Here is an 18,846-nt window from a genome sequence, read left to right as displayed (position 1 = left end):
GCAATGACCTTTCCTCAAAATTACAGGAAAGGTTTTTTTATATGTCTATGTGTCAAGATATATAAAAGCTATAATAAAAGGGAATGAGTACCGTATCATCTGCAGTTTGCAGGAATACAATATTTAGACGTTCGATTATGAAAAGAGGAGGAAACTGACGAATGTCAAAAAAAAGACGTTTATTTACTTCGGAATCTGTAACGGAAGGTCATCCTGACAAAATTTGTGACCAAATTTCCGATGCCATTTTAGATGCCATTTTGGAGAAGGATCCGAATGCTCGCGTCGCATGCGAAACGAGCGTTACAACAGGGCTTGTGCTCGTAAGTGGAGAAATTACGACATCAACATATGTAGATATCCCGAAAATCGTCCGCGATACGGTTCGCGAAATTGGCTATACTCGTGCGAAATATGGTTTTGATGCCGATACTTGTGCTGTATTGACATCGATTGACGAACAGTCTCCAGATATCGCAATGGGAGTCGATAAGGCGTTAGAAGCCCGCGAAGGTCAGATGACTGACGAGGAAATTGAAGCGATCGGTGCTGGAGACCAAGGGTTAATGTTTGGATTTGCTTGCAATGAAACGAAAGAATTAATGCCGCTTCCGATTTCGTTAGCGCATCGTTTGGCACGCCGTTTGTCAGAAGTGCGGAAAGAAGCCATTTTGCCATATTTGCGTCCAGATGGCAAAACACAAGTAACAGTAGAATACGATGAAAATGGAAAACCAGTGCGTATCGATACGATCGTTGTATCAGCGCAACATCATCCGGAAATTACACAAGAACAAATTGAGCGCGATATTAAAGAACATGTCATTAAGCCGATTGTACCAGCAGAACTGATCGATGAAAACACAAAATATTTTATTAACCCGACAGGCCGTTTCGTCATCGGCGGACCTCAAGGCGATGCTGGCTTAACAGGACGGAAAATTATCGTTGACACATATGGCGGTTATGCTCGCCATGGCGGCGGTGCGTTTTCTGGTAAAGATCCGACAAAAGTAGACCGCTCCGCAGCCTATGCAGCGCGTTATGTAGCGAAAAACATTGTTGCTTCAGGACTTGCGGATAAATGTGAAGTGCAGTTGGCATATGCGATCGGTGTTGCAAGACCAGTTTCCATTTCCATTGATACATTCGGGACCGGAAAAGTATCCGAAGATATTTTAATTGAAGTGGTGCGCAACAATTTTGATCTTCGTCCTGCTGGCATTATTAAAATGTTAGATTTGCGCCGCCCAATTTATAAACAAACAGCGGCCTATGGCCATTTCGGACGCACGGACATCGATCTTCCATGGGAGCGCACTGATAAAGCGGAAACATTGAAAGAGCAAGCTCTTGCGTTAGCAAAGCAATAACAAACAGAAAAGGGAGTTACGTTATGTAGCTCTCTTTTTTGGCAAAATCAAGGGCAAACGCAACGAAAAAGCATCTGCTTCGACTGCTCTGCAGAAAAGATTGGCAACAATTTGTTTCAAAAGAGTAAACGAAATGTTATATTCCTATTATGTATGGTATAACCAATAGGGTAAATATAAGAGGACAGGTGAAACAAAACATGTGTGGGTTTATCGGATGCGTTCATGATGAGCCGAAAATGCCAGACGAACAATGGCAGAAAACGTTCGAAGAGATGAATGATATGATTACACATCGTGGTCCGGACGATCATGGATACTATTTTGATGAATATGTCCATTTCGGGTTCCGCCGCTTAAGCATCATTGATTTAGAAGCAGGTCATCAGCCGCTTTCTTACGAAAATGAGCGGTATTGGATTATTTTTAATGGCGAAATTTACAATTACCTTGAGCTGCGGGATGAATTAGTGGAAAAAGGATATGAATTTGCAACCAACTCGGATACGGAAGTCATTATCGCTCTTTACAGCGCTGAAAAAGAAAAAGCGGTAGAAAAGCTTCGCGGCATGTTTGCGTTTGTCATTTGGGATAAAGAAGAAAAAACGATTTTTGCCGCGCGCGACCCATTCGGCATTAAGCCGTTTTTCTACTTAGAAGAAGCGGGTCGTACGTTTTTTGCATCGGAAAAGAAAAGCATTTTGCATGCGATGGAAAACGACGTTCTTGATTATAATGCACTGCAGCACTATTTAACATTCCAATATGTGCCTGAGCCAATGACCATGTCCGCTGGGATTAAAAAATTGGAGCCGGGCCACTATATCAAAAAGAAAGTCGGTGAAAAATTAACGGTACACCGCTATTGGAAAGCGCGGTTCCAGCCTGTATGGAAATCGGAAGACGAATTTGTGAAAGAAATTCGCGATGTTTTATTCGATTCTGTACGCGTACATATGCGCAGTGATGTGCCGGTTGGTTCATTTTTATCGGGCGGAATCGATTCTTCGCTGATTGCTTCGATTGCGAAGCAGTTTCATCCGAACATCAAAACTTTTTCGGTCGGTTTTGAACGGGAAGGATTTAGCGAAATTGATGTTGCGAAAGAAACGGCAGAAAAATTAGGTGTCGAAAACATTAGCTACGTCATTTCACCAGAAGAGTACATGGAAGAATTGCCGAAAATTATGTGGCATATGGATGATCCGCTTGCCGATCCAGCAGCTGTTCCGCTTTATTTCGTCGCCCGTGAAGCGAGAAAGCATGTAACGGTTGTTCTTTCTGGAGAGGGAGCAGATGAGTTATTTGGAGGGTACAATATTTATTGCGAACCACAGTCATTAAAAGTGTTTGAACGGATCCCTAACCCGGTAAAATCCGCATTGCGCGTCATTGCTCATATGCTTCCAGAAGGTGTCAAAGGAAAAAGCTTTATCGAACGCGGATTAACTCCGATGGAAGAACGTTACATTGGAAATGCGAAAATGTATAGTGAAGAAGAAAAGCAAGGTTTGTTGAAATCTTACAAACATGGGTTGGAATATACGAAGATTACTCGTCCGTTTTATGAAGAGACAACCCATTATCCACCGATGAATCGGATGCAATATATTGATATTCACACATGGTTGCGCGGAGATATTTTGTTAAAGGCCGACAAAATGACGATGGCCCATTCGTTGGAATTGCGCGTCCCATTTTTAGACAAGGCCGTCTTTGAAGTGGCGGCAAAAATTCCGCCGGAAATGAAAACGGCTAATAATACGACGAAATACATTTTGCGCAAAGCGGCAGAAGGCATTGTTCCCGATCATGTTCTTCACCGCAAAAAGCTTGGCTTCCCAGTGCCGATTCGCCATTGGCTTAAAAATGAAATGCATGATTGGGCAATAACAATCATCAAGGAAAGTGAAACCGATCATTTATTCCATAAAGATGTGTTATATCGCTTGTTAGAAGAGCATTGTGCCAATAAAGCGGATCATAGCCGCAAAATTTGGACGGTGCTAGTATTTATGATTTGGCATCAAGTATATATTGAAAGAAAGTACGATTTTTCCCATCTATATAAAAAAGACAGACAACCCCTATCCATCTAATCAGGTTGATAGGTGATTGCCTGTCTTCCCATTTGCGCCCAGGCGTCTACAAAATCGGTCTTGGGTGCTTTTTTATTTTTTTCGCCTGTAAGAGGATCATTGAAATAAATATAATCTTGGTCGTATCCCGTAATAACGACGGAATGTTCGTAATACGTAATTTTAATGGGCCCTCTTGGCGTTTCCCATTCACGGAAGGCGGATTCAGGAAGTTTTTTATACGTGCTGTTGGTAATAATCCAAATCGGTACTCCTTTCGAAAGATATTGCTGCAACACGGAAAAGTCGCTTCCTGTTAAGTCAATGATTCTATCGGGCAGATACATTTCAGCAAGCTGTTTAATCGGCTTATGGTACACACCTAAGCCTGGCGTGGTAAGCGAGTACATATCCCCGACAAAACCATCATTTGGATGGCCAAAATACACTTTGCCATTTTTTCGCTGAAACGGAGTAGGATCTTTTTTTATTTGTTTAGCAAGCGTCAGTTTGTCGGTTTGTACGCCGGCATCCTCAAGAAGCATCGCCAGGCTCGTGACTTCACAACCGCGAGGCAACTCGGGAAGTTGGCGAATGGCTGGCACATCAAGCAGCACAGAAGGTTTGATTTTCTTCTCAGCAGCGGAAGAAATCACATTCTCTATCAGTGCTTCTTCTTTTGTTAAATAAGATTGTGTTAAACGCGCGATCGTTGTTTCTATTTTTTGGTTGAACAACAGTGCCGCGAGAAGACAAAACATCAAAAGAGAAACAAGTGCTGATTTCGATAATGCTTTCGTTAGGAAAAATATAATCAACAATGCGACAGCAATGATGAAAAGAAGCAAGACGATAGGCATAATGCTACTCCTTAATTGATCGGAATGACTTTAAATTACTGAAAATAAGGAACGATGATCACGGTTTTAGCTGCAACGCCTTATAGTATTGCCCTTTTTCCACATATTCGCGGCGAATTCGCTCCATCTCACGGACATCTTCGTCGGTCAGTTGGCGAATGACTTTAGCGGGACGGCCAAACGCAAGCGTGTGCGGCGGAATTTTTTTTCCTGGCGGGACAAGGCTTCCGGCGCCGATAAACGCTCCTTCGCCGATTTCTGCACCATCGAGAATAATGGAGCCCATGCCGATTAAAGCGTTTTTTCGAATGATGGCGCTATGTAAAATGACTTGATGGCCGACGGTTACACCATCTTCAATGATAAGCGGATTGTTTGGACTTTGATGTAAAATTGAGTTATCTTGGATATTGACACGATTGCCGATAATCGTTGGAGCGACATCTCCGCGAATAACAGTATTAAACCAAATGCTTGTTTCTTCCCCGATGACCACGTCACCGGTAATGGTGACATAATCGGCGATAAAGGCAGATTCCGCAATTTTCGGAGATTTTCCTTTATAAGGATAAATCATACGCTTCTTCCCTTTCCTTTTATAAAATGGTTCGGTATTATTTATTGTACAGATAGTGGCACGATTCGTAAATGGAGGAGATTGACGATGTGGAAATGGGAGGCAAATGAAGGAAAAGGAACGGTTGTGATTGTCCACGGAGCCGCGGAGCACCACGGGCGCTATCAATGGTTGATCGAGCAGTGGGTGAAAAGCGGTTATCATGTTGTAGCAGGAGATTTGCCTGGACAAGGGCGGACAACGAGAAGAAAACGTGGACATATCCAATCGTTTGATGAATATATTAATGAGGTGGCCGATTGGATCACGGAAGCCAAACAATTTCATGTACCGGTATTCCTTCTTGGACATAGCATGGGAGGGCTTGTTGTTATCCGTACATTGCAAGAAAAACGCCCTTCTGTACAAGGGGTTATTTTATCTTCGCCATGTTTAGGACTTGTATCGTACCCATCGAAAGGGCTTGATATGTTATCAAGAGTATTAAATTATATCGCGCCATCCCTTTTGATCGATTCAGGATTGTCTGTCGAACTGGCAACAAGAAATAAAGAAGTACATGAGACGGATAAACATGATGAGCTTTATGTGACGAAAGTATCTGTCCGCTGGTATCGTGAATTAGTAAAGGCGATGGAATTGGCTTTTCGCCGTATTCAGAAATTCCCTGATATCCCATTGCTGCTCATGCAAGGCGGGGACGATAAAATTGTCGATAAAACAGCTGTAAAAGAATGGTTTGACCGTTTGCCGATATCGGAAAAAATGTATAAAGAATGGAACAAGTTATATCATGAAATTTTTAACGAACCGGAGCGGGAAGATGTTTTCTTATACGCAAAATCGTTTTTAGATACACAATGCCAACTGTATTATTAGACAATGTAGAAGCATCTGAGGTGAGCCTGTTGAAAATCCCGACACATCCGATTACTCTTATGAAAAAAGTCTATCGCGACGTCTTTCCGATTGTGCATCGCGAATTAGCCTATTGGAAACAAAGAGCACAAAATATTCCAGACCCGGAGCTTCGAAAGCAAGCGTTGGCAAGTATTGAAACAAAAACGTTTCACTGTGAAGGAGGCTCCATTTTATCGTTATTAGCAGGAGAGAAAATGGAGGAGTGTATTCGTTTTATTGTCGCTTATCAAACAATCAGCGATTATCTTGATAATTTATGTGATCGAAGCACTTCATTAGATCCGCTTGATTTTCGTGCTCTTCATGAATCGATGCCTGCCGCATTATCGATTGATGCCGACGTTTCGAATTATTACCGCCATCGTCAAGAACAAGATGACGGCGGCTATTTACATGACCTTGTACGAACCTGTCAAGATGTTTTAAAGAAAGTAACGCATTACGATAAAATTGTTCCGTTTTTGCATGAATTAGCTGGATATTATTGTGATTTACAAGTACATAAACATGTGCATGTAGACGAGCGAGTACCGCGTCTTGAGAAATGGTTTAAACAATATAAAGATCAGCTTCCACCAATGGAATGGTATGAGTTTTCTGCTTGTTCCGGTTCTACGCTGGGCATTTTTTGCTTAGTTGCCTATGCGTTTACAGAAACATTTCATGAGGAAATGGCAAAACAAATACGCGACGGTTATTTTCCTTATATTCAAGGGCTGCATATTTTGCTTGATTATTTTATTGACCAAGAAGAAGATCGTCTAGGAGGAGATTTGAATTTTTGTTTTTACTATCCAAATCAATCTGTTTTGTTAGAGCGGCTTTGCCATTTTATTGAAGAGGCGGACCGCCATGTGAATCAATTGCCGCATGGGGAGTTTCATCGTCTCATTCATCGAGGACTTCTTGGTTTATATTTATCGGATGAAAAAGTAAAGAAACAAAAAGAACTCCGCCGCCTTGCGAAAAAGCTTGTTCGATCAGGCGGAATGATTGCTTGGTTTTTCTATTGGAATGGAAAAGCATATCGGTTATGGCAAAAAAAGTTCTCTGTAATAGCAAAATGAAGGAGGCTGTCCTGATTAGAAGGGCAGCCTCATGATCGTTTTTCGATCGCGATAATAAAAGGGGGATTGTTTATTTGGTTGATGAATTCATATTTTAATACGTGGGCTCGCTTTTGGTCTATCGTCTTCACGTAGTTAAGAAGCTCGTCACGTTCGATGATGCCTTCCGGATGGCCATGATAAACAACGAGAACGATGATCCCTTCTTTCGCCATAATTTGCATCAATTGCTCAATGGCGCGGATCGTTGAATCAGGTTTTGTTACAATTCGTTTATCGCCGCCCGGCAAGTAGCCGAGATTAAACATTGCTCCGGTGATGCGGCCATGATAAATAGAGGGAATTTTTTCGATCAGTTGATCGTGGCTTGCTTGAAATAACGTTACTCGGTTTAACATATTGTGTTCTTGAAGGCGGGCCGATGTTTTCGCAATCGCCTCTTTTTGAATGTCAAACCCAAATACGTGTCCAGATTCTCCAACGCGCTGGGCTAAATAAAGCGTGTCATGCCCGTTTCCGACCGTGGCATCGACAACGATATCCCCTTCATTCACCGCAAGATCCATCAATGTTCGGGTAAAAGGAAGGATTTTGGCCAATTTCATTGTTTCATCACTTCTTTTTTGTAATATTTCCCTTGATAGCTGTCGCGGCGTTCAAGTTCCGCATCAATTGCGTTTAATACTTCCCATTTATTGACGCTCCACATTGGACCGATCATTAAGTCGATTGGACCGTCCCCTGTAATTCGGTGCACAATCATTTCTGGAGGTAAAATTTCTAACTGATCACAGACAAGGTTCACGTATTCTTCAAATGACAAAAATTTGACTAGCCCTTTTTCATATTGCTTTACCATCGGTGTTCCTTTTAACAAATGAAGCAAGTGAATTTTAATTCCTTGAATGTCCATGCTTGCCACTGTTTTTGCTGTTTCCATCATCATATCATAATCTTCAAGCGGAAGCCCGTTAATAATATGAGCACAAACGCGAATGCCATGTTTGCGAAGTTTTTCAACTCCTTTTACAAAGCATTCAAAATCATGTGCACGGTTAATAAGCATGGCTGTCCGTTCATGGACGGTTTGCAAGCCCAGTTCGACCCATAAATAAGTGCGCTCGTTCAATTCGGCCAAATATTCGACCACATCATCAGGGAGACAATCCGGGCGAGTCGCAATGGACAATCCTACAACTCCGTCTAAGTTAAGGACGGTTTCGTATTTTTCCCGCAATACATCTACAGGAGCGTGTGTATTCGTAAACGCTTGGAAATAAGCTAAATATTTTCCATCCTTCCATTTTTTATGCATTTTTTCTTTAATTTTATTAAATTGGGTAACAAGGTCATCAGCACGATTGCCCGCGAAGTCGCCAGAACCTGCCGCGCTGCAAAACGTACATCCGCCATAAGCGACTGTCCCATCGCGATTCGGACAATCAAAACCGCCATCAAGAGCGACTTTAAATACTTTATAGCCAAACGTTTGTCGTAAATGATAATTCCATGTATGGTAACGTTTATGATCGTTTGTATATGGAAATGGGTTGAACTGTTTCAAAACAAACAGCCGCCTCCTTATTTAAAATAACATCATTTCAGCATTGTAACATGATTAGCGGGAAAAATCGATGATTGCCAATCATTAACGTGATATTCGCAAAATGAAATGTGCACATTAAAAGATGAAACAAACGATTATACGCTTGGAGGGAACATAATGGCAACGCGGCAATCGGTCGATGAATTTTTGCAGCATTGCGAAGATGTCATTCGCTATGCAAAAGAGCAATATACAGAGGCGCAAAAGCAAGAACATTATAATGACCTTGAATATACACAAGCACAGCAAATGCTAGAGAACGCAATCAATGATTTGGCGCATTTAGCACTTAGCTGTAACGCGCAACAGCGCGAGCAGCTGCATCGAATGCGTTTGCAGCTTCAGCAATTGCAAAACGAAATGATTTTGCTTAATCATTAAGGAAGGGTGGGCGCTGTGAAAAAACGTTCTAAACAGAACAATCCTGAACAAAAAACGAGAAATGGCCTTAACAACAATGATATCGAACTTGGAAAAGATTTTGATCCAGTGAAACAAGCGAAAAAAGCATATGAACAAACAGGCGGGCAGCCGCAAAAATCAAAGCAGCACGTCGAAGGGTGAGAAAGCTTGTCGAATAGTCGGCAAGCTGCTTTTTTATTGCCTTTTTTCAGCAAAATCCATACAATTATTTTGTCACTCGAAATATTGAAGGAGGATTTACATATGCCCCGTGCGCTTTGGATATTAATGATCGGCATGGCCATCAACGTGACAGGGGCTTCTTTTTTATGGCCGATGAATACGATTTACGTTCATGAGCAGCTTGGCAAATCACTCTCTGTCGCTGGAATGGTGCTCATGCTCAATTCTGGAGCAAGCGTGGTTGGAAACTTAGCCGGAGGGCTATTGTTTGATAAAATTGGCGGTTTTAAGTCGATGATGATCGGAATTGTCGCGACGATGTCCGCGCTTGTTGGCCTTGTTTTCTTTCATGGCTGGCCGCATTATGCCATCTTTTTAACGATCATCGGGATGGGAAGCGGGATTGTATTTCCAGTAGCGGCTGCGTATGCGGGAGCAATTTGGCCAGAGGGCGGAAGACGGGCATTTAACGGGCTTTATGTCGCGCAAAATATTGGCGTGGCAGTTGGTTCGGCGCTTGGCGGTGTAGTCGCATCGTATTCGTTTACGCTTATTTTCCTTGCCAATTTATTGCTATACGCCGTCTTTTGCTTGCTTATCGTGTTTGGATTGCGTCATGTCCGCGCTGTCAAAGCGGCAAAATCAAAGGAGGCGGAAGCAGTGAAAGGAGAGGCGCGGGCCAATTGGTATGCGCTCGTGACGCTTTGTATCGGTTATTTTTTATGCTGGATCAGCTATGTGCAATGGCCGACGACGATTGCTGCTTATACGCAGACACTTCATATTCCGCTGCGGCAATATAGTCTCCTTTGGACAATCAACGGCGCGCTGATTGTATTGGTGCAGCCGCTCTTGTCTGTCGTGATCCGGCGATGGATGCCTTATATCAAGAAGCAAATGCTGGTCGGGTTTGCGATTTTTGTCGTTTCGTTTGCTTTATTGCTAGAAGCAGATTCATTCGTGGAATTTGCCGTTGCGATGGTCGTCTTGACGATGGCGGAGATGATCGTCTGGCCGGCGATTCCAACGGTGGCAAGCGAGCTCGCTCCTGCAGGGAAAGAAGGGTTTTACCAAGGATTTGTCAACAGCACGGCTACCGCAGGGCGGATGGTCGGTCCGGTGCTTGGCGGGTTGATCGCTGATTACGCTGGCATGAAACCACTGTTTGCCGCGCTTGTTTTCTTTTCCGCACTTTCGCTTGTCACGACGTTCTTCTATGACCGGAACTTGCCAAAGAAGCAAAACAAGGGGAAACAAACGGTTACAGTAGGGTAGACATGTTCTCTGCTTCATTTTTTATCTGAAAAAATATGGAGGTTGACAATCCTCATCGAAAACGGCATATATGAACTGAATCCGCGGGAAATGTGGCATAAAATAGATGAATAAAACAAGCCATGTGTGGATATTAACGGCATATATAGCATGTAATCTCTACTTTCCCCACTTGCAATAAAACGACAAATTTTTTAAAATATTATACACGAACAATATCGGTAAATAACGGTGAAAAGGAGTAGTAGTGAACAAAACGGACTGCAGAGAGTTGACGGCTGGTGCGAGTCAACCGAAGTTTGTTCACGAACTCGCCTTGGAGTTGCGAACATGAGCGGCTGTGTGGTTGCCTCGTAATGTTCGCCGTGAATCTGCGTTAACGATATTGAGTGAGCATGCGCCGATGCATGCTAAGAAGGGTGGTACCGCGGGAATTTTCACCTCTCGTCCCTTTTGGGATGGGGGGTTTTTTCATACGTATTTTCGTTAACAATGATGGATATGAAAAAAGAATAGGAGGAAAGACAATGAGCTTTAATCATCGGGAAATCGAAAAAAAATGGCAAGAATACTGGGAAAAAAATAAAACGTTTAAAACGGTCGATGACGATGACAAACCGAAATTTTATGTGCTAGATATGTTCCCGTATCCTTCGGGAGCTGGGCTTCACGTCGGACACCCGGAAGGCTACACAGCGACGGATATTTTAGCACGGATGAAACGAATGCAAGGATATAATGTGCTTCACCCGATGGGGTGGGACGCTTTCGGGCTGCCTGCGGAGCAATACGCCCTTGATACAGGAAATGACCCTGCGGAATTTACGGAGAAAAACATTAATACATTCCGCCGCCAAATTAAATCATTAGGATTTTCGTACGATTGGGACCGGGAAATTAATACGACCGATCCGAGTTACTATAAATGGACGCAATGGATTTTCTTAAAGCTATATGAAAAAGGATTAGCTTATATGGATGAAGTCCCGGTCAACTGGTGCCCGGCGCTGGGAACGGTACTGGCAAATGAAGAAGTGATTGATGGTAAAAGCGAACGCGGCGGCCATCCAGTCATCCGTAAACCGATGAAACAGTGGCTGCTTCGCATTACAGCGTATGCGGATCGCCTTTTGGAAGACTTAGAAGAGTTAGATTGGCCGGAAAGCGTTAAAGAAATGCAGCGAAACTGGATTGGGCGCTCAGAAGGTGCAGAAATTCGTTTTGAAGTCGATGGCCGTGATGAAACGTTCACTGTCTTTACAACTCGCCCAGATACGCTATTTGGCGCAACATATACCGTGTTAGCACCTGAACATCCTCTTGTCGAAAAAATTACAACTCCGGAACAAAAAGCGGCAGTAGAGGCATATTTAGATACAATTAAAAGCAAAAGCGACCTTGAGCGTACGGATTTGGCGAAAGAAAAAACAGGAGTATTCACCGGTGCATACGCGATTCATCCGGTCACTGGCGAGAAGCTGCCAATTTGGATTGCTGATTATGTGTTAATGAGCTACGGTACGGGCGCGATTATGGCCGTGCCAGCACACGATGAGCGCGACTATGAATTTGCGAAAAAATTTAATTTGCCAATCAAAGAAGTGGTCGCCGGCGGCGATATTGCGAAAGAAGCGTATACGGGCGACGGAGAACATATTAACTCCGATTTCTTAAACGGTCTCAACAAAGAAGAAGCGATCAAGAAAATGATTGAATGGCTAGAAGCCAATGGAAAAGGGCAAAAGAAAGTTACATACCGCCTCCGCGACTGGCTGTTCAGCCGTCAGCGCTACTGGGGCGAACCGATTCCGATCATCCACTGGGAAGACGGTACAATGACACCGGTGCCGGAAGAAGAGCTCCCGTTAAAGCTTCCAAAAACAGATAAAATTAAACCATCGGGTACAGGAGAATCACCGCTTGCGAACATCGAAGAATGGGTGAATGTCGTCGATCCGAAAACCGGCAAAAAAGGGCGCCGTGAAACGAATACGATGCCGCAATGGGCAGGAAGCTGCTGGTATTATTTGCGCTATATTGATCCGCATAACGATAAACAGCTTGCCGATCCGGAAAAATTGAAAAAATGGCTTCCGGTTGATGTTTACATCGGCGGGGCGGAACATGCTGTACTCCACTTATTGTACGCACGTTTCTGGCATAAATTTTTATACGATATTGGCGTTGTACCGACAAAAGAGCCGTTCCAGAAACTATTTAACCAAGGAATGATTCTTGGGGAAAACAATGAAAAAATGAGTAAATCAAGAGGAAATGTCGTCAACCCGGACGATATTATCGAAAGCCATGGCGCCGATACGCTGCGCTTATATGAAATGTTCATGGGGCCGCTTGAAGCATCGATCGCATGGTCGACAAAAGGGTTAGACGGGGCGCGCCGTTTCTTAGACCGCGTTTGGCGCTTGTTTGTCGATGAAAATGGCAATTTGAATCCGAAAATTGTTGACAACCCAGAAACAGATACACTTGAGCGCGTATATCATCAAACGGTAAAAAAAGTAACGGAAGATTATGAAGCGCTTCGCTTTAATACAGCGATTTCGCAACTGATGGTGTTTATTAATGAAGCATATAAAGCGCCGCAACTGCCAAAAGCCTATATGGAAGGATTTGTGAAGCTATTATCGCCAGTTTGCCCGCATATCGGGGAAGAGTTATGGGAAAAACTCGGTCATAACAATACGATCGCGTACGAACCATGGCCAACATATGATGAGTCAAAATTAGTCGAAGAGGAAGTTGAAATTGTTGTTCAAGTAAATGGAAAAGTGCGAGCTAAATTACGGGTGCCTGCGGATATATCGAAAGAGAAGCTCGAACAGCTTGCGATGGAAGATGAGAAAATTAAAGAGCATATTGCAGGAAAAACGGTGCGTAAAGTGATTACCGTACCAGGAAAATTAATCAATATCGTGGCAAACTAATAAAAAATGCCCCTCTTTTTACGAGGGGCAAATGATTGAAGGGAGATTCGAGGATGGAAGAAATTAAAGAAATTACCGCGGCAGAAGTAAAAGAAAAACTCGAACGCGGTGAAAAGCTAAATTTAGTCGATGTGCGCGAAGATGAGGAAGTGGCGCTTGGCATGATCCCTGGCGCCAAACATATCAAAATGGGGGAAATTCCAAGCCGGCTCGATGAATTCAATAAAGAGGAAGAGTATATTTTCGTCTGCCGTTCCGGCCGGCGCAGCGAAATGGTTTGCCTCTATTTGCAGGAGCTAGGCTACCATGTCCGCAATATGGTGGATGGGATGCTGGCATGGGAAGGGGATACCGTTCCGAAAAAATATTAAAGGTCATTGATTATTTGTGAAGATATAAAAAAAGCGTTTGGCTATTTGGTCTGGAAATAGCTGAACGCTTTTTTCTTTAATTGTTTACGTGAAATATAACGATATAACAAATCTTAATGCGGCAGAATGTATGAAAGGTTAGGGAGAGTTCTTTCGCTGATATTCTATTTTTAGGAAAGTGAAGGAATTTCTCTTTGTAAATGGAATGAGTAAATGAGGGGAAACCATAATGGGGGAGGAAGGGAAATAAAAAAATGTATAAAGTAAAATTATTTGATGAAGAGCATGAAAAAGATTTAGAACGCGCGGTGAATGCGTTTTTGGCAGGACTAAAAGAAGGGCAGCTGATTGATGTGAAATATAATGTTGCGATGATGGAATCCGAAGGAGAGCAAATTTATTGCTTTTCAGCAATGGTTATTTATCGGACCTAACGCCATCCGTTAGGTCCGTAAAGAGATTGCGTGGTTGGCTGCGTTCACTCCGGCAAGCCTTCCAGTGACAAGGGCTGCTGTGATGTTATATCCTCCTGTATAACCATGAATATCTAAAATTTCTCCGCAAAAATAAAGTCCCTCCATCAATTTCGAAGCCATTTTTTTCGGGTGAATTTCTTTGACGGAAACACCTCCGCCGGTGACGAATGCTTTTTCTAACGGCAACGTGCCGTGGACGTGAAACGTAAATTGTTTACAATGATGAACGAACGTTTGAATTTTTTCGTGTGAGAGCATTCCAGCCGGTGTTTGCGGATCGATATTGCATTGTTCTAGCAAAAATAATATATACCGCTCTGGAAGCAAGCCTTTCATGACATTTTTTACCGCCTTCTTCGGTTCCGCTTTGCACGCGTTAGCAAGCTGCTGAAACAGTTCTTCTTTATTTTGGTCGGGAAGTGCATCAATGCTCATCATGACGGAATTCGTTCCATACTTTTTTAACGCTTTGACGACAAATTGGCTGCAGCGAAGAGCGGCGGGACCGGAAATGCCGAAATGGGTAAACAGCATGTCCATTCGATGGGTAATGATCGGTTTTCCGTTTGGTTTCAGGACGCTTAAAGCGACATCGCGCAACGACAATCCTTGCAGTGTCCGCTCTTGAATAAACGGTTCGTTTGATGTAATCGGAACCTCGGTTGGAAATAGTTCGGTGATCGTATGTCCTGCCTTTTCCGCCCAAGCATAGCCATCGCCGGTAGAGCCTGTTTGCGGAACCGATTTGCCGCCAACGGCGACAACAACTGCTTTTGCGCCAATAAATTCGCCTGTTTTTAGCGTTACGCCGATCGTTTTTCCATGCTCGTATTCGACATCGGCAACCGGTGTGTTGAGCCGAATGTCTACATGCAGCCGTTTTAATTCGTTTACTAACGCTTGTACAACAGATTGCGCGTTATCGGTCACCGGAAACATGCGGCCATGATCCTCTTCTTTTAACTGTACGCCTAACCGTTCGAAAAAGCGGATAATATCTTCATTATTAAATTCAGAAAAAGCGCTGTATAAAAACCGTCCATTTCCTGGAATATGTTTAATAATTTCCTCCACTGGAAGGCGGTTTGTTACATTGCATCGCCCACCGCCGGAAATGGCAAGCTTCCGCCCGAGCTTGTTCCCTTTTTCAATAAGAAGCACTTTTGCGCCCTGTTCCGCAGCGCCAATTGCCGCCATTAATCCCGATGGCCCTCCCCCGATAACAACAACTTCATATGTCATCTTCTTCACTATCCTTTCCTTCTAGATTATAATGGAGCGGGGGAAATTTTCTCGACCTGACCAAAAATATGATAAAATAACATAGTTATTATTTTCAATGTGATCAAATTAGGGAAGGGATGGTATGTCTACCTCAAAATTATTGCGCGGGACGTTTATTCTGACAGCTGGTGTTATGATTTCCCGGATTCTCGGTTTAATTTATGTCATTCCTTTTTATCATCTTGTAGGGGAAGAAGGCGGTGCGCTTTACGGATATGGATATGTGCCGTACCAAATTTTTCTCAGCCTTGCTACAGCAGGACTGCCACTGGCGGTTTCCAAGTTTGTGTCCAAATATAACGCTTTAGAAGAGTATCGTGTCGGTTATGTGCTATTTCGATCGGGATTACGATTAATGATCGTTACCGGCATCGTTTCTTGTGTTGTTTTATATACCATTGCCCCATGGATTGCTCCGTTTGTGATTGATGAACGTGCGAACGTCAATTCTACTGATGACGTCGTAACTGTTATTCGCGCGGTAAGTTTTGCGCTTATTATCGTTCCTGTCATGAGCTTAATCCGCGGTTTTTTCCAAGGCCATGAATCGATGGGGCCGACAGCGCTATCACAAGTAGTTGAACAAATCGTCCGCATCACCTTTTTGTTAATCGGTTGTTACGTTGTGTTGCGCGTATTTGAAGGTTCTCTCGTTACGGCAGTCAGTGTGGCAACGTTTGCTGCATTTGTCGGCGCACTCGGTGGGCTCGCTATTCTTATTTGGTATTGGTGGAAACGAAAGAAGTATCTGGATGATTTATTAGGGAGAGATCGTGGACAAGTCACGCTTTCCTTGAAAGAAATGTACAAAGAATTGTTTCTGTATGCAGCGCCGTTCGTTTTTGTTGGGCTGGCGATGCCGCTTTACCAGTTAATTGATCAGTTTACCTTTAACCATGCGATGGCGAACATAGGACTTGGGAAAATTTCTGAGCATGCTTATTCTATTTTTAATATATGGGCGCAGAAACTTGTCATTATTCCGGTAACGCTCGCGACATCGTTTAGTTTGACGCTGATTCCAACGATTACAAAGGCGTATGTAGAAAAAGACCGGAAATCATTGCGAAAATATTTAAACCAAACGTTTCAAGTCGTCATGTTTTTAACATTGCCTGCCGTTGTCGGCATGGCACTTCTTGCAGAACCAGTTTATGCCGCGTTTTATAGCTATGATCCGCTTGGAGAGCAAGTGTTGCGCTGGTATGCGCCAACCGCCATTTTGTTCGCATTGTTTTCCGTGACAGCGGCGATGCTGCAAGGCATTAATCAACAACGTTTTTCGGTCGTCAGCTTAACGATGGGACTTTTTGTGAAACTGTTACTCAATACGTTTCTTATCACAAAATTGGCGACGATTGGCGCGATACTTGCGACGATGTCTGGTTATTTTGTTTCGGTTGTATTTAATTTATGGATTATTAAAAAATACACCAACTACCAATATCAGTTTGTCATGCGCCGCACGATTTTTATTGGAATATTAACGGCGCTTATGTCAGGATTTGTTGCGATTGTGCAGCTGCTTTTGAAATCAATGCTGCATTATCATGGCGGAAGAGTGGAATCGATCGTGATTGTTGCGATTAGTGCGCTTATCGGCGCTGGGGTGTATTTCTTTTTCAGCGAACGGTCTGGGCTGCTTGCCTCGCTGTTTGGAAATCGATTTGCGTTTTTGCAGCGCAGAAAGGAAAAGAAGGCGGTCTCTTAGCCGCCTTCTTTTCTAAAAGATTAAAATTGTTCAAAAGGAAGCCCAAGTCGGCGCTCGACGCGTTGCAAACGGCGGTTAAGGCGATTGAGACGATCTTCATGACGCTGTAACGTCCGTTCGATCCGATTCAGTTGCTGTTGAATGTTTCCGAAACCTCCTGGGAAGCCTGGGCCAAAAGGTTGAGTAGGTTGTTGATGATAATCATCTGTCACTGGAAGATAATAATAATTCATTATGGGCAAATCTCCTTTCTTCTTTTTTCTTTCATAGTGTATGGAAATAGGAAGAATGCGGACTAGACAAACGCCTAATTGAAGCAAATTTTTTAAAAGGTGGTGAAAACATTGGGATTGCGTATTGATAAAATGCTCGCCAACATGGGGTACGGGACAAGAAAAGAAGTAAAAAAATTGCTGAAATCAGGAGTCGTCAAAATTGACGGGGTTGTGGTCAAAGATCCGAAAACACAAGTCAACCCGACGGAGCAGGTCGTGACAGTGCGGGGAAAAGAAGTGGAGTATAAAGAATTTATTTATTTAATGATGAACAAACCGCCGGGAGTCGTTTCGGCGACGGAAGATGTGGTGGAAGAAACGGTTGTTGACCTGCTAGAAGAGGAAGATCGCGTGTTTTCGCCATTCCCAGTTGGGCGTCTGGATAAAGATACAGAGGGGCTTTTATTGTTGACGAACGATGGGCAATTAGCTCATCAGCTGCTTTCCCCGAAAAAGCATGTGCCGAAAACGTATTTTGCCGTTATTGAGGGAGAAGTGACAGAGGAAGATGTGGCGGCATTCCGCCACGGGGTGGTGTTGGATGATGGTTACGAAACAAAGCCAGCGGAACTGGTGGTTTTAAAATCGGGACTTCGTTCGGATGTGGAGGTAACGATCACAGAAGGAAAGTTTCACCAAGTGAAGCGAATGTTCCGGGCGATAGGTAAACGGGTCATTTACTTAAAACGGATTCAAATGGGGCCTCTTGTGCTTGATCCGTCGCTAGATCTTGGTGAATATCGAGAATTGACGGATGAGGAAGTGGAGATGTTAAAACAATTTCGCCCATGAACCTTCCTCCCTTCACTCCGTTTAGAGGAGGAGAGACTTCTCTGGGATTAAAGCTGAAAAAAAAGGAACCGCACTTAGGTTCCTTTTATATGCAAACTAATACGTATTCTTTTTTGGCATGTTGAGGCTTATTCTTATCTCGCTATAACCTCTCACCTTTCTCTCTCTTCTTCGCACCCATTAAGAAGATATTCGTACCTTCTTATTGGTTGTCGTCCATTTGCCTTTGCTAGGGCTGCGAACTAGGTCGTTATACGCTAACACGTTTAAATCACGCTGAATCGTTCTTGGGGTGGTGCCAAACTCATCAACAAGCTCTTGTGTCGTTACGGTTCCTTTCTCACTAATGTACATGTATACGGATTTAATTCGTGTTAGCATACGATGTGTTGAAGGTTTCAAAAAACCACTCCCTATCATTGCATAATTCGCATGGCACAACATCGCTGCTTCTGAGATGAGAGATTATATCTTGCTGTGATTTACTATCATTTTACACGAAAATAGATGAAAAATGCTACCTATTTACCGACATTAACAAAATATTTCAATATTTTTTAACATAAATTAGCCAGAAGTCCCCCACCTCTACAGGTGGGGGATGAATGGCTTCTTTTTTGTTTCTCCCTTCTTTTTTGATTTTCGATAGA

19 protein-coding genes and 1 other annotated feature are annotated in these 18,846 nt (G+C 43.2%); of the genes, 12 read left to right on the top strand and 7 right to left on the bottom strand.

Annotation, left to right across the window (positions count from 1 at the left end):
- The first annotated feature begins 161 nt into the window (after nt 1–161).
- Both metK and asnB read left to right on the top strand, forming a co-directional pair.
- Nucleotides 162–1,373: a methionine adenosyltransferase gene (metK, locus tag DCC82_RS14835; protein ID WP_015864870.1), complete on the top strand. Its 1,212-nt coding sequence runs from the start codon at nt 162–164 to the stop codon at nt 1,371–1,373.
- Between the two features lie 200 nt (nt 1,374–1,573).
- Nucleotides 1,574–3,472, top strand: coding sequence for an asparagine synthase (glutamine-hydrolyzing) (gene asnB, locus DCC82_RS14830; protein WP_097354890.1), 1,899 nt, complete (start codon nt 1,574–1,576; stop codon nt 3,470–3,472).
- Here the strand turns inward: asnB and DCC82_RS14825 are convergent.
- Nucleotides 3,469–4,311 carry a C39 family peptidase gene (locus DCC82_RS14825; RefSeq protein WP_097354889.1) on the bottom strand — a complete coding sequence of 281 codons (843 nt, stop codon included), beginning with the start codon at nt 4,309–4,311 and terminating at the stop codon, nt 3,469–3,471. The two genes, asnB and DCC82_RS14825, sit on opposite strands and share 4 nt — an antisense overlap.
- 58 nt (nt 4,312–4,369) lie before the next feature.
- Nucleotides 4,370–4,888, bottom strand: a complete 519-nt coding sequence (locus tag DCC82_RS14820) for a gamma carbonic anhydrase (RefSeq protein ID WP_097354888.1) — start codon at nt 4,886–4,888, stop codon at nt 4,370–4,372.
- A gap of 87 nt (nt 4,889–4,975) precedes the next feature.
- Between DCC82_RS14820 and DCC82_RS14815 the strand changes: the two genes are divergently transcribed.
- Both DCC82_RS14815 and DCC82_RS14810 read left to right on the top strand, forming a co-directional pair.
- The gene (locus DCC82_RS14815) at nt 4,976–5,767 is read left to right on the top strand and encodes an alpha/beta hydrolase (protein ID WP_097354887.1); all 792 of its coding nucleotides are present in this window, start codon (nt 4,976–4,978) and stop codon (nt 5,765–5,767) included.
- 29 nt (nt 5,768–5,796) lie between these two features.
- Complete coding sequence (locus DCC82_RS14810; RefSeq protein WP_097354886.1) at nt 5,797–6,876, top strand: tetraprenyl-beta-curcumene synthase family protein; 1,080 nt, start codon at nt 5,797–5,799, stop codon at nt 6,874–6,876.
- A gap of 29 nt (nt 6,877–6,905) precedes the next feature.
- On the opposite strand, the gene mnmM is transcribed toward DCC82_RS14810, so the two are convergent.
- Together mnmM and mnmL are read right to left on the bottom strand one after the other, a co-directional pair.
- The gene (mnmM, locus tag DCC82_RS14805) at nt 6,906–7,481 is read right to left on the bottom strand and encodes a tRNA 5-(aminomethyl)-2-thiouridylate-methyltransferase MnmM (protein ID WP_015864864.1); all 576 of its coding nucleotides are present in this window, start codon (nt 7,479–7,481) and stop codon (nt 6,906–6,908) included.
- Nucleotides 7,478–8,440 carry a tRNA modification radical SAM protein MnmL/YtqA gene (mnmL, locus tag DCC82_RS14800; protein WP_097354885.1) on the bottom strand — a complete coding sequence of 321 codons (963 nt, stop codon included), beginning with the start codon at nt 8,438–8,440 and terminating at the stop codon, nt 7,478–7,480. Before mnmL ends, mnmM begins: the two co-directional genes overlap by 4 nt.
- Before the next feature lie 159 nt (nt 8,441–8,599).
- Here mnmL and DCC82_RS14795 point away from each other — a divergent pair, with 159 nt between their 5' ends.
- From DCC82_RS14795 to DCC82_RS14770, 6 genes are all read left to right on the top strand, one after another.
- Nucleotides 8,600–8,863: a YtzC family protein gene (locus tag DCC82_RS14795; RefSeq protein ID WP_015864862.1), complete on the top strand. Its 264-nt coding sequence runs from the start codon at nt 8,600–8,602 to the stop codon at nt 8,861–8,863.
- 15 nt (nt 8,864–8,878) lie between these two features.
- Nucleotides 8,879–9,046 (top strand): hypothetical protein, encoded by a 168-nt coding sequence (locus DCC82_RS14790; protein ID WP_015864861.1) that lies wholly within the window; start codon nt 8,879–8,881, stop codon nt 9,044–9,046.
- 102 nt (nt 9,047–9,148) lie between these two features.
- Nucleotides 9,149–10,342 carry an MDR family MFS transporter gene (locus DCC82_RS14785; RefSeq protein WP_108430405.1) on the top strand — a complete coding sequence of 398 codons (1,194 nt, stop codon included), beginning with the start codon at nt 9,149–9,151 and terminating at the stop codon, nt 10,340–10,342.
- Between the two features lie 222 nt (nt 10,343–10,564).
- Nucleotides 10,565–10,797 (top strand) — a binding site (T-box leader).
- Between the two features lie 72 nt (nt 10,798–10,869).
- Nucleotides 10,870–13,287, top strand: coding sequence for a leucine--tRNA ligase (gene leuS, locus DCC82_RS14780; RefSeq protein WP_108430404.1), 2,418 nt, complete (start codon nt 10,870–10,872; stop codon nt 13,285–13,287).
- A gap of 53 nt (nt 13,288–13,340) precedes the next feature.
- Nucleotides 13,341–13,658 (top strand): rhodanese-like domain-containing protein, encoded by a 318-nt coding sequence (locus DCC82_RS14775; protein WP_097354882.1) that lies wholly within the window; start codon nt 13,341–13,343, stop codon nt 13,656–13,658.
- Between the two features lie 254 nt (nt 13,659–13,912).
- Nucleotides 13,913–14,092: a sporulation protein Cse60 gene (locus DCC82_RS14770; protein ID WP_015864857.1), complete on the top strand. Its 180-nt coding sequence runs from the start codon at nt 13,913–13,915 to the stop codon at nt 14,090–14,092.
- A 9-nt stretch (nt 14,093–14,101) separates the two neighbouring features.
- Here the strand turns inward: DCC82_RS14770 and DCC82_RS14765 are convergent, their stop codons facing one another.
- Entirely contained in the window at nt 14,102–15,376 is a 1,275-nt protein-coding gene (locus DCC82_RS14765; protein ID WP_108430403.1) for a BaiN/RdsA family NAD(P)/FAD-dependent oxidoreductase, read from the bottom strand.
- Between the two features lie 124 nt (nt 15,377–15,500).
- On the opposite strand from DCC82_RS14765, the gene DCC82_RS14760 reads away from it, so the two are divergent.
- Nucleotides 15,501–17,129 (top strand): putative polysaccharide biosynthesis protein, encoded by a 1,629-nt coding sequence (locus tag DCC82_RS14760; protein ID WP_097354880.1) that lies wholly within the window; start codon nt 15,501–15,503, stop codon nt 17,127–17,129.
- Between the two features lie 20 nt (nt 17,130–17,149).
- Here the strand turns inward: DCC82_RS14760 and DCC82_RS14755 are convergent, their stop codons facing one another.
- Nucleotides 17,150–17,362, bottom strand: a complete 213-nt coding sequence (locus tag DCC82_RS14755; RefSeq protein ID WP_108430402.1) for a hypothetical protein — start codon at nt 17,360–17,362, stop codon at nt 17,150–17,152.
- A gap of 111 nt (nt 17,363–17,473) precedes the next feature.
- On the opposite strand from DCC82_RS14755, the gene DCC82_RS14750 reads away from it, so the two are divergent.
- A complete protein-coding gene (locus DCC82_RS14750) occupies nt 17,474–18,196 on the top strand; it encodes a pseudouridine synthase (protein WP_062755030.1) in 723 nt (240 codons plus the stop codon).
- Nucleotides 18,197–18,376: 180 nt separating this feature from the next.
- Here the strand turns inward: DCC82_RS14750 and DCC82_RS14745 are convergent, their stop codons facing one another.
- Nucleotides 18,377–18,598, bottom strand: a complete 222-nt coding sequence (locus tag DCC82_RS14745; RefSeq protein ID WP_015864852.1) for a DeoR family transcriptional regulator — start codon at nt 18,596–18,598, stop codon at nt 18,377–18,379.
- Nucleotides 18,599–18,846 lie beyond the last annotated feature (248 nt).

Origin of the sequence: Geobacillus sp. LYN3, assembly GCF_003064505.1 — a bacterium.
In the GTDB taxonomy this organism is placed as follows: Bacteria; Bacillota; Bacilli; order Bacillales; family Anoxybacillaceae; genus Parageobacillus_B; species Parageobacillus_B toebii.
Note: the sequence above shows the minus strand (reverse complement) of the source record. Positions and strands in the feature narration are given on the sequence as shown.